Annotated in this window: 13 protein-coding genes and 3 pseudogenes; 6 read left to right on the top strand and 10 right to left on the bottom strand. The window is 41.8% G+C overall.

Annotated elements, in window-relative coordinates; all coding sequences use genetic code 11:
• Positions 1-42 precede the first annotated feature (42 nt).
• Complete coding sequence (locus V7L12_RS21215) at positions 43-492, top strand: YlqD family protein (protein WP_012412623.1); 450 nt, start codon at positions 43-45, stop codon at positions 490-492.
• 55 nt (positions 493-547) lie between these two features.
• Here the strand turns inward: V7L12_RS21215 and V7L12_RS21210 are convergent, their stop codons facing one another.
• A complete protein-coding gene (locus V7L12_RS21210; protein WP_334819028.1) occupies positions 548-1,069 on the bottom strand; it encodes a hypothetical protein in 522 nt (173 codons plus the stop codon).
• A 625-nt stretch (positions 1,070-1,694) separates the two neighbouring features.
• On the opposite strand from V7L12_RS21210, the pseudogene V7L12_RS21205 reads away from it, so the two are divergent.
• Positions 1,695-2,492: pseudogene (locus V7L12_RS21205) on the top strand (NmrA family NAD(P)-binding protein); the annotation flags it as partial.
• A 233-nt stretch (positions 2,493-2,725) separates the two neighbouring features.
• Here V7L12_RS21205 and V7L12_RS21200 read toward each other — a convergent pair.
• The 6 genes and pseudogenes from V7L12_RS21200 to V7L12_RS21175 all read right to left on the bottom strand — a co-directional run.
• Positions 2,726-3,058: pseudogene (locus V7L12_RS21200) on the bottom strand (ISAs1 family transposase); the annotation flags it as partial.
• Between the two features lie 192 nt (positions 3,059-3,250).
• Positions 3,251-3,736, bottom strand: a pseudogene (locus V7L12_RS21195) (Uma2 family endonuclease); the annotation flags it as partial.
• 153 nt (positions 3,737-3,889) lie between these two features.
• Positions 3,890-4,267: a DUF2358 domain-containing protein gene (locus V7L12_RS21190; RefSeq protein ID WP_335087247.1), complete on the bottom strand. Its 378-nt coding sequence runs from the start codon at positions 4,265-4,267 to the stop codon at positions 3,890-3,892.
• A 53-nt stretch (positions 4,268-4,320) separates the two neighbouring features.
• A complete protein-coding gene (locus V7L12_RS21185) occupies positions 4,321-4,884 on the bottom strand; it encodes a hypothetical protein (protein WP_335087245.1) in 564 nt (187 codons plus the stop codon).
• A gap of 156 nt (positions 4,885-5,040) precedes the next feature.
• Positions 5,041-5,715, bottom strand: a complete 675-nt coding sequence (locus tag V7L12_RS21180; RefSeq protein WP_335087243.1) for a HupE/UreJ family protein — start codon at positions 5,713-5,715, stop codon at positions 5,041-5,043.
• A gap of 280 nt (positions 5,716-5,995) precedes the next feature.
• Positions 5,996-6,739, bottom strand: coding sequence for an SGNH/GDSL hydrolase family protein (locus tag V7L12_RS21175; protein ID WP_335087241.1), 744 nt, complete (start codon positions 6,737-6,739; stop codon positions 5,996-5,998).
• A 240-nt stretch (positions 6,740-6,979) separates the two neighbouring features.
• Here V7L12_RS21175 and V7L12_RS21170 point away from each other — a divergent pair, with 240 nt between their 5' ends.
• Positions 6,980-8,092 (top strand): endonuclease/exonuclease/phosphatase family protein, encoded by a 1,113-nt coding sequence (locus V7L12_RS21170; RefSeq protein WP_335087239.1) that lies wholly within the window; start codon positions 6,980-6,982, stop codon positions 8,090-8,092.
• On the opposite strand, the gene V7L12_RS21165 is transcribed toward V7L12_RS21170, so the two are convergent.
• Positions 8,086-9,024, bottom strand: a complete 939-nt coding sequence (locus V7L12_RS21165) for a phosphoribulokinase (RefSeq protein WP_335087287.1) — start codon at positions 9,022-9,024, stop codon at positions 8,086-8,088. The genes V7L12_RS21170 and V7L12_RS21165 overlap by 7 nt on opposite strands.
• A gap of 217 nt (positions 9,025-9,241) precedes the next feature.
• On the opposite strand from V7L12_RS21165, the gene V7L12_RS21160 reads away from it, so the two are divergent.
• A complete protein-coding gene (locus V7L12_RS21160) occupies positions 9,242-9,466 on the top strand; it encodes an SDR family oxidoreductase (protein ID WP_335087285.1) in 225 nt (74 codons plus the stop codon).
• Between the two features lie 301 nt (positions 9,467-9,767).
• A complete protein-coding gene (locus V7L12_RS21155; RefSeq protein WP_335087237.1) occupies positions 9,768-11,369 on the top strand; it encodes an FAD-dependent oxidoreductase in 1,602 nt (533 codons plus the stop codon).
• Positions 11,370-11,551: 182 nt separating this feature from the next.
• Here the strand turns inward: V7L12_RS21155 and V7L12_RS21150 are convergent, their stop codons facing one another.
• Positions 11,552-11,674 carry a hypothetical protein gene (locus V7L12_RS21150; RefSeq protein WP_334924197.1) on the bottom strand — a complete coding sequence of 41 codons (123 nt, stop codon included), beginning with the start codon at positions 11,672-11,674 and terminating at the stop codon, positions 11,552-11,554.
• 442 nt (positions 11,675-12,116) lie between these two features.
• On the opposite strand from V7L12_RS21150, the gene V7L12_RS21145 reads away from it, so the two are divergent.
• Positions 12,117-12,779, top strand: coding sequence for a class I SAM-dependent methyltransferase (locus V7L12_RS21145; RefSeq protein ID WP_335087233.1), 663 nt, complete (start codon positions 12,117-12,119; stop codon positions 12,777-12,779).
• Between the two features lie 146 nt (positions 12,780-12,925).
• Here the strand turns inward: V7L12_RS21145 and aroA are convergent, their stop codons facing one another.
• A complete protein-coding gene (gene aroA, locus V7L12_RS21140) occupies positions 12,926-14,206 on the bottom strand; it encodes a 3-phosphoshikimate 1-carboxyvinyltransferase (protein ID WP_335087231.1) in 1,281 nt (426 codons plus the stop codon).
• Between the last annotated feature and the right edge of the window lie 2 nt (positions 14,207-14,208).

Here is a 14,208-nt window from a genome sequence, read left to right as displayed (position 1 = left end):
TCATTCCACCTGCTAACTGTAAAGAGTGAACGTGAAATATTTATGGATGTCTCCAAATCTAATTTGCTTCTGAAACGCGTCGTCAACGTCAAAGTTATTGTGACTCCCCTCTGGAAAGAGGAAGTACAACAGCAGCTGCAAACCCAAATCAATCAACTTGACCAGCAACTGCAACAGCTAGACGTTGAAGGACAAAGAGCGATCGCGGCAATTCAAAAGCAGAGTCTGCAACCACCTGGCCCCCAGACCCTGCAACAAATTGACAATATTCAACTCCAAGTCAATCAAAAGAAGAGTGAATTTTTAGAGCAGAAAAATCAGTTGCTGCAAAACCTCCAGCAAGTTCAGTTTCTCCAGCAAGATCAGGAAGTCAACCAATTCCAAATGGAAGGTTTTTTCCGTGTAGAAATCGGTGATAACCTGATTAGCAAAATGCAAGTCGAAATCGTTCTGCGCGATGGCGTTGTAGAAGAAATTCGCGGCGACATTTAAATTTGTCATTTGTCATTTGTCATTTGTTTTGTGACCAGTAACTAATGACTAATGACTAATGACAGATATGATTTAACTTAGTGTGAGAGCGGCTCCCAGCCCAACATTCTACCTGGGAGCCAGCCCAAACAATTTGCCACACTGGAGGTGAGCTAATAAAAAGCGATCGCCCAAAGGTTGTCATCTCCGCTCGATATTTAACCGTCCCAACTGAATTATTACCCCGCTTGATTTGCGTAATCGTCACTAACGCCTGATTTGGTTGCGGATAAACTACCTCTATCTCTCGCGATCCTCCCACTGCTATGTCCCCAAAGGCATTCAGGGCGAGGGTAGTAGGATTACTACCTTGAAGAGATGAGTTGAGCTTTTCTAAAGGTATAGTTTGATAATCGGAACGCTCTGAGAATGCTGCAACTTCCTGAGACTGATGTATTGCTCCCACCTGCTGGGTTTGCTCATCACTAGTCTCAACAATCGGTGCAGATTGCTGCTGCTGGATAATATAAACTCCAGCACCAGCCGTGGCAGAGATACTTAATATCACAATCAAAAAGAATTTTAGCTTTGCCGACATAAAAGTAAACAGGAATTTCAAATAGGTTTATTACCAATTTTGAATTCTAGATTGAACTGCATCCTATATCCTCTATAAAAAGCTCTTGTATCTTAAGTAGTGGTTATGAGGAATATTAAATAGTAATCCCATTTAATCTGTGAGAAACTCGTGGTGGTTTTTGCAAGTCAATGACTAAAACGAGATTGAGCAAGATATTGGCTAACCATTGTGGATAGTTCTGTATTATAGACCTCCAACCCATATTTAGGTTCCTAAAGTCAATCGATTAGTCATTTGTCATTTGTTCTTAGTCATTAGTCAAAAGCTAATGTCAGTAAATCGCAAAGTTTTTCTCAAGGGCTACCCCTACGCCAATTCAATTCATCGTACATATTAGTTCTAAATAATACCTAAATTATTAATAAAACTTATATTAGTGAAAAGAGTTTCAAAAAATGAAATTATAAAGAATGTACAGCCATCTTAATAATTACTATTGAGTTCACCAAAATAACTAGCACTAACCGATTCAGAAACCCTCGCAAACAAAAACGAAATATTTATGAAAGTTATAGTAACAGGTTCTTTAGGAAACATCGGCAAGCCACTGGCAGAGGAGTTAGTACAATAAGGTCATACGGTTACGGTTATTAGCAGCAAGCCGGAAAAGCAAAAAGATATTGAAGCCTTAGGCGCCACCGCCGCCATTGGCTCACTGGAAGACGTTGATTTCCTGGTTTCCACCTTTACCGGTGCCGATGCCGTGTTTGCTATGGTGCCGCCAGACTTTACCGAACCCGATCAGGTAGAGTATTACCGGAGAATCGGCAGCAACTATGCCCAAGCCATTCAACAGTCGGGCGTAAAGCGTCTTGTTCATCTCAGCAGTACGGGCGCGCATTTAGATAATGGCACCGGATTCATCCTCGGTTCTCACCATACAGAAAGCATTCTGAATGAGCTGTCAGACATAGCCATTACTCATCTGCGCCCTACTTACTTCTACACCAATTTGTACAGCTTTGTAGATATGATCAAAGGGCTGGGCTTTATCGGCGCAAACTATGGTGGCGATGACAGGATTGCAATGGTTCACCCAAGAGATATTGCCACCGCCGCTGCACAAGAGATAGAAACACCTGTTACTGGCAAGAAAGTGCGATATGTGGGAAGCGACGAGCATACGGCCAACGAAGCCGCTCACATCTTAGGCATCGCTATTGGCAAGCCGGATTTAAAATGGGCAACTTTTACCAATGAGCAAATGCAAGACGGTTTGGAAAACAAAGGAATGCCGACACATATTGCAGCCAACTTTGTTGAAATGGGTGCCAGCATTCACAGCGGCGCATTACTGCAGGATTATGACCTGCATAAGCCAATTGCTATGGGAAAAGTAAAGCTGGAAGATTTTGCAAAGGAATTTGCTGCTGCTTTTTAAAAAGGTTGATTGTCTTTGTACAAAGAGGCTGTCTCAAAAGGGTCAGCCTCTTTAATTTTTTCATTACAGGCTCACTAGATAGGTAGTTTTGCCGAATCGTAAATAACTCGTCAAGAAGACCTTGGCGTTTGAGTTGACGCCTTTTCGATTTGCTTTCGATACCGCTTCACACTGGACATACTTACACAGGGTAAGCGCATCTCAAACCCTATTGACAAGCGGATTGAGAAAAATCATCTAGAAACAAAGCTGGCGGCAAGAACAGTCAGCATATAATTGTTATCCATCGCGGCTCGATTGGATTTTTGACGATTACTAGGCTTGAATGATTGTTCGAGGTTTAAAGCATTAAGGGCTATTCGTCGTAGCAATGCTAAGTTTTGTGGAGCATGACCAGTACGAACACGACAAGCATCTTCGTTGAATGTTACTTCTTTTGTCCAATGTAAACCGTTTTCAATACTCCAATGTTCTCGAATCGCTCGACCTAATTTGATAGCATCACAGTCTAAACTAGTTAAATAAAACTGAACTTCGCGGGTTGTTTTATTCCAAAGATGTCGTATTATTTAAATTTTTAACTGTTTTTTTTGAGAATTTTAGAGATAGTGCCATATGACTGATTCGCCCAATTCTGATAGATGCCTATTTTATTAGCCTACTACTTAACATCTTTAATACTTCAAATTTTCGTTGACATCATAACTATGTCAACTTTTATGTGTTATTGGTCACATATTTTTATGCGCTTACCCTGATTTACCACCCACTAAACGAAACCCTTGAAACTCCAAAGTATTGGGGTGAAACCAAAAATATTCCGGCGTGCGAAAAGTCTCTTGGTAAAGTTCAAACTTCAGACCTTTATCAACCTTGGCAGTACTATTAGAAAGTAATTCAATAATCACATTCGGATACTTTCCTTGTTCTGGCCATAATACCCAACTTTTGCGGGGGCGATTTTCACAATCCTTGACGACAAAAAAATCTGGCCCTCTAAAGTCTCGCGTGGTAATCTGTTCTGGGCTAAAATAAATCGTTAAATTTCCAGTAGCATAAAAATCAGTACGGTTACGCCACCACCATTTCAGACAGGCCAACAGTAGTTCAATTTGCTCGCGATGTAGATCGCTTTTTAAAGGAGGCTCATCACTCCATAAATCACTAGGGGGAATGATAATATCTTCTGCTTTTGTATGTATAGTTAATTCACCAGGGATTTCAGGATTTTTGAAAGCCGTCATAAGGATTAATGGCTTTCGTTGTTACATCTAGTGTAATAGCAAGACTTCAGTCCTGATTTTGTTCGCGTAGCATTTTGTTAGAGAGGACTAAAGTCCTCACTACAAATTATGGCTATTTTGACGGTCATCATATTATTTTAATCATCGATTTTTTCAAGAGAAAAAATGCTGCTTCACCACATCTAGGCGTGAACAATTCCAATAATCGATATGGGAAATAATCAAGCCATCAGAGTTCAGACCTAATTCACTCCAACCAGGAATAGAGATCCGTGGCTTCCAGGGGAGAGGAGTATTCCAACTGAGTGTCCACTCAGTTTTTATTGTGTCTCCTAAACGTTGAATATTATGTAAGTCCATCTTAGGATTTAAAAACCAAGTTTCGATAAAATTAATCATTGCTTTGTAACGTTTAACACCACGAAATTTATTCAATGGATCTTGAAAATAAACGTTTGGAGTGTAGATGCTGTAAGTTTGATTGACTGGGAATCTTTGATAGTCTTCTTTGAGGATTTCAATGATATCCATGATAGATATATATATCTGTAAATTGGTTTAATATGAAAACTGAAAAATGGAAATCAACCCTCATTCCATAAACGTTCTAACTGACGCCGCCAAGCCGTTAGGACTTCTTCTCGCCCTTGTGAAGTTTGATTTATTTCGCCCATCATTCCTTCGGCGTAAAAGCGTTCTAAGGTTTGCATAGTAGCTTGTAGAGATTGTCCTTGCTGTTTGGCTGCCTGAATAATTTGCCGGATGCGGCTTTCAATTAGTTGATTAAAGACATTATCTAATCTAGCCTGATGGAGAGATAAAAGTCGGTTGATTGCATTGGACAAATCTGCACTCACTAAAGTTCCACTGTGATGTTGAAATACCCCCCAAATTACTCCTTCATATAAAGCGTAACGTACTTCTTGAGTGTCATCAAAGTTGGCTTCTAGGAACTGTTCTAAAAATGGTTGGGCTTCTTGAATGGGGAGAATAGGCAGTAAAACTCGCAGCCAAGTATTATCTTCGGAAAGCAGCACCAACAGCCGAAAAGTAGGAGTGTCTACTTGCCACGATCCAGGAGCAGTCGTAGCAACAGCCGATGTGTCAAATAATTCTGTGAGCGTAGCCGCAATTTCTTCAGGTGTCATAACTTTTTATTTAGATATAGCCTCTAGATTAGCGCAGAGGTGCATCAACTTATTCACCAGAATGCTTACTTATCCAGTCTGAAAACGCAGTGAGGGCGCACAGCTAGGTGTACGCCCCCACGAATGAATGTATTCCACTGAATTGAAAGATGTGATTTAAATAAGCGAATTGCTCAAAAACACGATACCGATCGCACACAAAGCGAAGCCAGCAAGGCTGATTTTCCAGGGTAAAATTCGGTTTATTTCTCCCATACCTATCCCAACACCAATTTCTCTAGCGCTCATCGCAACTGCAAACAGAGTTAAAGTAATACTTAGTATATAGGCAACTACTGGTATCATTCCTGCACCAACAATAGATTCAGCATTAGCGTAACCCTGAAATAAACCAGCACTGATGCCCACCAGAGCAAGCACCAGAAAGTTTAGTTGATTTGGCATCATCAGCATAGTACCAAAAACAATGGTAGAAATGGCGATGGCTATTTCTGTGCCTGGTAAATTTAGCTGAAATATATGAATTACAATACCCAAAACTGTTGCGAAGACAAAACATCCAGCGATCGCAGCGCCACGAACAAACATAGATGAGAGTAAGCCAATCGCAACAATACCAACTAAACAATTTAAGCTAATTACTGGATCTGCCAATCCCCAGAGAAAGGCTTCCCAGCCGTTAGAAATGGTATGGTCAAATGGTGTTCCACTCAATGAACTGAGTAAGCTAATTAAAATTAAAGCTGCGATCGCTCCAATATGGCGATCCATGAACTTTGAGGTATTAAGTTCCCCCCAAGCACGCGATTCGGATAATTTAGTCTTGAACATCGCTATATACCAAATTAGTTTTTAGGTAATTTATACTACCCACCTACCCCAAAAAACTAACGTGGTAATCATGCTAGATTACACTAGTACCGCAAGGCGGAAGTCAAAAGTCAAAAGTATTATGGAATGGTCTTCTAAGGGATTTTAAATGGTTGCTCTATTTACGCCGTGGCGTACTAGCTTCACTAAGTTATCTAAAGCCAAGTTGATTTCAAAGTGAAAAGTCTGAATGCAGGCTAAAAACTTTTTCTTATCTTTTGAACTACACAACAGTCTGTTCCTATATCTTTCTGACGATGTACTCAACTAATTGTTGAATCATTTGGGCATCTGTTTCACCTAAACTTTCCAACTCAATTCTGTTGCTTTCTTGTGGTGTACTAGCATTACTACTATATATACGGCGACTCAATCCGACAGGACTCTTCTCATAAAATGTTGTATAGAATACACATGCTGCTACATACGATCCAATCGGACTAGGGTGGCTTTGATCGGAACTGTAAAGGTTTAATTTCAGATTCGCTTCCTGAATTTTTTGCCAAGCTATTCCCACAGGTGCAACTTTAGCTTTCAGTTCTTTAGCAATGCTCATGTAAGAATCAGTCAATATCTGTTGCGTTTCTGGTTGATTTTGCTTTGCCCAAGTCAAGTAAAAGACTGTTTGGGAATTCACTCGCTTAATCTCGGCATCAAACCTAGTAGCGTACTTATACATTTCCTTGGGATTGGTAATTGGTAAAGTACTTTGCTCTTGCAGTACTACGTAATCCCAGCGTTTTGCTTTCAAAAGCCTGAGTGCTTCACCACGTTTCCAGTGGTTTTTGAGTGTAGCTCCACCAATCACAACCATTTCAGTTTCTAATTTTTTAGGTTCTTTCGCCGAAGCAGCCAACTGTTGTGTCAACCAAGGAAGATCGTTGAAATAGGTATAGCTGTTGCCAATAAATAAAACTCTGATTGCCTGTTGTTCACCTACTGGGAAGGAATTTGCCTGAATCTGCCTTCCTAACGTCTTAAACAAGACAATTATCAGAAAGAGGAATAAACATACATATACTATATTAGTGTTGCTCATCATCCCTGAAATCTTTGCAGTATAACTTAATTCTTGGACAGGATTTTTTGGAAATAGTTCTGACTCTTGATGAGTAGATGAAAGTTTTCCCAAGAGATTGCAAATTTTACCCAACCTAAAACTTTTCTTAACTGAACTGTATTAATAAGAAGACTAATCTAGAAAGTACCTTCATTGGAAGAGACAATGACATTTATCAAATTGCTGCTACTGAGTATTGCTTTTATCTTCTTTGGATGGATTAGTCCACTGCAAGCTAGTTCAATAGCTCAATTGCCAACTCCTTTACCTGTAGTTGCACAACGTGAAACAACATCTTTGGAAAATTCACAGGATGTATTAACTGTTGCAACTTTTAATGTCGAGAATTTAGACCCAAAAGATCAACGCTTTGATAATATTGCCAAAATCATCGGTAATAATTTGAATGCACCAGATGTCATTAGTTTAATTGAAATTCAGGATAATAACGGGCCAACCAATGATAACGTTGTAAATGCAAATCAGACTTACCAAAAACTGATTGCCGCGCTCAAAAATATTGGTAGTCCAGCATACGACTTTGTTGATATTCCGCCTAGCGATGATCAAGATGGTGGAGAACCTGGAGGCAATATTCGTGTCGGTTTCTTATTTCAACCCAGCCGGATAACTCTAGCAAAACTACCCAAAAGAGGCGGTTCATTAGATGCTGTGACTATTACTCAAGGTACAAATGGTCTTGACCTTTCGCTCAACCCTGGTCGGATTGACCCCATCAATGCTGCTTTCGATGAAAGCCGTAAGCCACTTATAGCAGAATTTCTTTTTAACGATCAAAAATTGTTTATCATTGCTAATCACTTTGTTTCTAAGCTTGGAGGTTCTCCCAGCGATGTTAAACGAGTTAAACAAGCCGAAATCGTGAATGAATTCGTAGCGCAACTACTACAAGTTGACCCACTAGCCAAAGTAATTGTATTGGGTGATTTAAACGATTTACCAGATTCCCTACCTCTGAAAGCCTTGAAGGGTAACATTCTTGAGAATCTGACGGATCGTTTACCTGTTAGCGATCGCTTTAGTTTTAAATTTCGTGGAAATCCTGAACTTATTGACCATTTGTTAGTCAGTAAAAATCTTTCCAATGTTGCTCAACCAGAAATTGACATTGTGCATGTCAATGTTGGCTTTAGTAAGCCTGTCAGCGACCACGATCCTGTAATTGCAGCGTTTACATTACCTGCTAACCAGTCCACCTCTGACACCAGACACGCGATCGCAAACCCTTTAAACCCCTTCATTTTCGCTGATCACTGATGAATTTGCGTTGCTTTGAGCATGTGGTAGGTAATGATCAACTGAGTCAGAGCCAGAGGATAACTTTGGAGTGTTTCTCCAGTTGTACCAGCAATTTTACCCAGTTCTGGATTACTTTCACGATCGCAAATATTTCGTAGATGGGGCATATCAGAACAAATAATATGCTCTAGCTTATTCACCTGTTCTAAGGTTGCATGGCCATCAACTTCTAAGACATCTACCGGCTTACTCATATCCCTGTCTAGCCCCAGGCGGATGGCTGAGTCAGAATTACCATAGCTAGAGTTGGTAATTGCAGTGAAATCTGGATGCGGAATTGTCGGACGCAGTACCAGTCGGACATTCAGGTGTCCATTGGTTTCATCATCTTCATCAGTGGGTGGATAGAAACTAATTACTATATCAGACCATTGCCGTTGCGGACGGATAAACTGTGCTGAATCTGGTTCGCGCTTTTCTAATTCCGCTAATACCTGTTCATCTGTGTAGCCGCGCTTTTGGGTGTCTCGTTTAACTTTCCACTTAGCGCGTAGTGTTTCTGGAGGTGCAAGGTAAACTTTAACATCGTAGGAATCACGAGCAGCACGGGTAGAATAACCGAGTAATCCTTCAATAATGACGAATTTATTAGGCTTGATATATTGTGGTGGCTCGAATGTGCCTGTTTTATGGCTGTAAACTGGCTTAAGAATTGGTTGTCCTGTGCGTAGCAGCGACAGATGTTGCTGCATAATATCCAAGTGGTTGCAGTCGGGGTGGAGGGCAGTGATGCCAATTTCTGCACGTTGTTGGCGATCGTAACGGTGATAATCATCTGTACAGATGATTGTGACATTTTCTGGGCCGAGTGCCTGAGCAATTCCCCGCGTTAGTGTTGTTTTACCAGCAGCGCTGTCGCCGACAATACCAAGAATTATTGGACGGCTCATCATACCTCCCAAAATAGAAACAAGTTTAGTAATAAAATTACCTACATATAGTTTTTATTTTAGAAGGGTTTAAGCAAGTAACTCAAACAAAAACTTGGTATGCAATATAAAAACACATAGGATATTTGGGCGATGCCTACGGTGGTCACTGAGCTTGCCGAAGTGCGGTAAACTACGCTTTTTGCATAATAATAAAAATTTACATGATTGTTAGAATATCTATAAAGAAGGCTCTCAACGAAAATTAGCAAAAAGATTTAATGTCAGCTTTGATGAGGCAATTGACAGTTTCCTTGATGAACAGCGCCCTTATATCGAACTCAAACGACGTGGCAAACCAGAAGAAGTAGCGGCTGTGATTGCATTCCTTTGCTCTGAGCAATCAAGCTTTGTGGTTGGTTCTAACTATCGAGTAGATGGTGGCTCGGTTGCTAGTTTGTGAGCGAAGCGGGTGTAGGGGAAAGTAGTACTCGACAAAATGACGGGTGAAGGCAAGCAGGGGAAGCAGGGGGAGCAGGGGAAGAAAAGAACTTGATTTTCTTACCATAAACCCAGCAAAGTCGGTTTGACAGACTACTAGTTCTGAACATAATATGCAAGTTGTTTGTTGTTATATCAATTCATAATGAATGGGTGTAAGACCTTGCATCTGTACTCAGATTGCATCAGGTTTTCCGGGTTGAAATCTATTGCAGGATTTTAAAGAATTGGTATAACTCTTATTCTTAATTTAAGAGTTAATTATGAAACAGATAGAAGCAGTTGTTGCCAATATCAACGATCTAAATGATGGTGAAATGCGACAGGTGTCTGTCGGCAAAACAGAAATTTTACTGAGTCGTATAGATGGAAACTTTTATGCCGTCGGTGCACACTGCGCTCATTATAAAGCGCCATTGGCAGACGGGGTGTTGAGTGGACATCATGTTGTTTGCCCTTGGCACAATGCCTATTTTGACGTGACGACTGGCGACCAACTAGAGCCACCTGGCTTGGATGCTTTAGCTTGCTATGAAGTACACATTGAAGGTGAAAACGTCATTGTCAGTGTACCAGAGGAAACTAAAGGATTGCGATCGCCTGCAATGGCGCAATTCGATCCCAACGTTGATGGGCGGACATTTGTCATCTTAGGCGCAGGTGCAGCGGGTGTCCATGCCGCAGAAGCTTTGCGAGTAGCTGGATATCAAGGGCGAATCGTGATGATTACTCAGGAAAATAAGCTGCCCTACGATCGCACAAAGCTGAGTAAAGACTACTTCATTGGTAAGACATCTTCCGAGGAAATGCCCCTGCGATCGCCCGATTTCTTCAAAGAACACGCCATTGAAGTGCTGTTGAATAAGCGAGTTGAACAGGTACAAACATCGGCAAAAGCGATCGCCTTCAGCAGTGGTGATTCGTTAACCTATGATGCCTTGCTGGTAGCAACAGGAGGAAAGCCACGCCAGCTAGATATTCCAGGTGCAGAATTGGAAAACATTTTGACATTACGCAGCTTTGATGATGCCGATCGGATTTTGGCAGCAATTAAGCAAAAAGGACAAGCGGTAGTCATTGGCTCCAGTTTTATCAGCATGGAAACGGCATCTGGGCTGAGTCAGCATGGCTTACAAGTAACTGTTGTTTCGCCGGATTCTGTACCTTTTAAGAAAACCCTTGGCGAGGAAATCGGCAAACTATTTCAGCAAGTCCATGAAGAAAACGGCGTTTCTTTTAAGTTGGGTAGAAAAGCAGTACAGTTTGAAGGTAACGGCAAGGTAGAAGCTGTAATTTTAGATAATGGCGATCGCTTGCAAGCAGATATAGTAGTTCTCGGAATTGGTGTACAGCCTGCAACAGACTTTCTTGAGGGTGTTGATTTGCATGCTAAAGATAGCAGTATTGTTGTTGATGAATACTTGTGTGCAGCTGATGGCATCTACGCCGCAGGTGATATTGCCCGTTATCCCGATTGGCGTACAAACGAATCGATTCGCGTTGAACATTGGCGAGTTGCAGCACAGCAGGGGCGAATTGCAGCTCATAACATGGTAGGGAAAGCAGTCAAATTTAGAGGGCTTCCTTTGTTCTGGACAATGCAATTCAAGTTTCCGTTGCGCTACATCGGACACGCCCAAAGTTGGGATGAAATAATTGTAGATGGAGATTTGCAAAAACAGGAATTCATTGCTTTTTACATCAAAAACAATCAAGTCTTGGCAGTTGCAACCAGCCATCGGGATACAGAAACAGCAGCTATCTCAGAATTGATGCGCTTGAACCAGATACTAACTGTTGAGGAATTACGGCGTGGTACAGTTGATTTGATTCAAAGACAGCCTCAAGTTAATAACAAGCAATAAGTTTGAGACAAGAGTAATTTGCCACCTCCTGCATATATGACGAACATCACTGAGCGCTACTTCAACTGTGCCACAAAAATGGAATCGCCTAAGTAGGCTCTGAACAAAACTTACAGCAGAATTCAAGTATTTGAACCACATCTGTTGTAGGGGCGCAAGGCCTTGCGCCCCTACCGCGTGGTCTATTTACCTGAAAATAGCTGTAAACTCACGCTAAATCGTTTCGCCAGTTGTCGTTGAGAGCCTTCTTCATTTTTGTGGGCATCAATGACTTTTTGGCGTAGATCGGTGGAGTAAGCTTTCATCTTGATGCACAGCTTGGGTCAACACCTCACGCAGAGCGTTATCATCTTCTTTAAGGTTTGGCATGATTTAAAATATCCTGAGCGATCGCTTTGCTTATCATACTGAGTTGCATTTAAATATAATTTTGACTTTAAAAAAATCATTCACGAGTATCAAAGACTCGTCCACGAATATCAAACACTCGTCCACGAGTATCAAAGACTCATTCACGAGTATCAAAGACTCGTCCACGAGTATCAAAGACTCGTCCACGAGTATCAAAGACTCGTCCACGAGTATCAAAGACTCGTCCACGAGTAAAAAAGACTCGTCCACGAGTATCGAAAACTCATCCACGAGTAAAAAAGACTCATTCACGAGTATCAAAGACTCGTCCACGAGTAAAAAAGACTCGTCCACGAGTATCGAAAACTCATTCGCTATTCTCCATGCCCAATGCCCATGACAACTAAAACATTAGGACTCGAACAAAACCTCCACAACTATTTACTCTCAGTCTCTCTCCGAGAACCGGAAATTTTAACCCAACTCAGACAGGAAACAGCCCAGTATCCAATAGGGAGAATGCAGATTGCTCCCGAACAGGGGCAGTTTTTGGCGTTACTGGTGCAGTTGCTGGGAGCTAAGAAAACTTTAGAAATTGGGGTATTTACAGGTTATAGTTCCCTGGTGGTGGCATTGGCATTACCGAGAGACGGTAAGGTGGTAGCCTGTGATATTAGTGAGGAATTTACAACGATCGCTCAGCGCTATTGGCAGCAAGCAGGAGTGGCGGATAAAATTCAACTGCACATTGCTCCAGCTTTGCAGACTTTGGATCGGCTACTGGCAACAAAAGAAGCAGAAACTTTTGATTTTGCCTTTATCGATGCAGATAAGAGCAACTATGATGGCTATTATGAGCGATCGCTGCAATTAGTGCGTCCAGGGGGATTGATTGCGATCGATAATGTTCTCTGGTCAGGCAGGGTTGCCGACCCCCAAGTGCAAGATAATAGAACTAAAAGAATTCGTGCCTTCAATCAAAAGCTGCATCAAGACCAGCGAGTTAGTCTTAGTTTAGTAGCGATCGCTGATGGCTTAACTCTGGCACTGAAAAAGTAAGTTTAGGAACGTGGATTAAATAAAATGCAAAACTTCATCCTCTATCTTGCTTCCCTCTCCTTTATAAGGAGAGGGATTGAGGGTGAGGTAAGTCAGGGACATAAATTGTGTGTTATTTAATTCTTATTCCTTAGCGAAAATAGCTCTTATTGCTCTAACATTTGAAAGAATCGGGTAAAGTAATCTGGAAAAGTCTTCGCTGTACAACCAGGATCTTTAATTACAATCCCTGGAACCTTCAAGCCAGTGACAGCAAAAGCCATCGCCATTCGATGATCGTGATAGGTTTCAATCGCCGCCGGGGTAATGGGGCCAGGCTGAATTTTTAGTCTATCTGCGAATTCTTCAACTTCAACTCCTAGCCGCCGCAACTCTGTGACAACAGCTTTAATTCGGTCAGTTTCCTTATATCGAATATGTTCCACGTTACGAATGGTAATCGGGGAACTGGCAAAGGGGGCGATCGCTCCTAATGTTTGCACTAAATCTGATATATCATTCATATCAATGTCGATACCTTGCAATTGCTTCGGTCCCGTCACTTCGGTGTAATCATCCGAATCCTTAATTTGGCAACCCATCTGTTCTAAAACATTCAGCCAGAGAATATCACCCTGACAGGATTGTTTGGTCAAATGTTTTACCCGCACCCGTCCACCCGTGACAGCGGCGGCGGCAAAAAAGTAAGAAGCATTTGAGGCATCGGGTTCTACTGTGTAATGTCGAGCTTGGTAACGTTGACCTGCTTTAATCTGAAACTGATTATCGCCGATTTGAATCACCTCCACGCCAAAGTCTGCCATCAGACGACAGGTCATTTTGATGTAAGACTGAGAAACCAATGTACCCTCAACCTCAAAAATCGTATCCTGTTGAGCGTAAGGCGCAATCATCAGCAATGCCGAAAGTTGCTGACTTGTTTGGTTGGCTTTCAAGCGAAAATTTCCGCCAGCGAATCCCTGGCTATAGAGGGTGTAGGGCATAAACCCAGAGTTTCCCTCAAAATTAACAGTTGCTCCACCCGTTTGCAGCACCGTTAGCATGTCACCCATCGGTCGTTCTCGCATCCGAGGAACGCCATCTAGCCGATATTCGCCATTACCCAGTGCCACCAGCGCCGAAATAAATCGTGCTGTAGTACCTGATAAACCCACAAATAAATCTGCCTGTTTAGCTGGGATGTCGCCTCCCCTTCCTGCAACCTGAATCTGAGCCAGATTAGGATTCAGAGTTATGGGAATACTCAATTGCTCTAAACATTTGGCAAAATACTCGCTGTCTTCACTAAATAAGGCATTTTCTAAAATAGAGTCACCTTGTGCCAAAGCAGCGACAAGCAATGCCCGATTGGTAAGACTTTTAGAACCGGGAATTTCTACCGTGGCATCCACTGGCCGATTCAGAGCAGGAATTGCAATGGTATCCACTT

Origin of the sequence: Nostoc sp., assembly GCF_036918245.1 — a bacterium.
GTDB lineage: Bacteria > Cyanobacteriota > Cyanobacteriia > Cyanobacteriales > Nostocaceae > Nostoc.
Note: the sequence above shows the minus strand (reverse complement) of the source record. Positions and strands in the feature narration are given on the sequence as shown.

Coding starts and splice junctions, on each gene's coding strand:
- V7L12_RS21165 (WP_335087287.1), bottom strand. CDS start 9,024: ATGAGCCGTCCAATAATTCTTGGTATTGTCGGCGACAGCGCTGCTGGT.
- V7L12_RS21215 (WP_012412623.1), top strand. CDS start 43: ATGGATGTCTCCAAATCTAATTTGCTTCTGAAACGCGTCGTCAACGTC.
- V7L12_RS21145 (WP_335087233.1), top strand. CDS start 12,117: ATGACAACTAAAACATTAGGACTCGAACAAAACCTCCACAACTATTTA.
- V7L12_RS21190 (WP_335087247.1), bottom strand. CDS start 4,267: ATGGATATCATTGAAATCCTCAAAGAAGACTATCAAAGATTCCCAGTC.
- V7L12_RS21155 (WP_335087237.1), top strand. CDS start 9,768: ATGAAACAGATAGAAGCAGTTGTTGCCAATATCAACGATCTAAATGAT.
- V7L12_RS21210 (WP_334819028.1), bottom strand. CDS start 1,069: ATGTCGGCAAAGCTAAAATTCTTTTTGATTGTGATATTAAGTATCTCT.
- V7L12_RS21180 (WP_335087243.1), bottom strand. CDS start 5,715: ATGTTCAAGACTAAATTATCCGAATCGCGTGCTTGGGGGGAACTTAAT.
- V7L12_RS21170 (WP_335087239.1), top strand. CDS start 6,980: ATGACATTTATCAAATTGCTGCTACTGAGTATTGCTTTTATCTTCTTT.
- V7L12_RS21185 (WP_335087245.1), bottom strand. CDS start 4,884: ATGACACCTGAAGAAATTGCGGCTACGCTCACAGAATTATTTGACACA.
- V7L12_RS21150 (WP_334924197.1), bottom strand. CDS start 11,674: ATGAAAGCTTACTCCACCGATCTACGCCAAAAAGTCATTGATGCCCAC.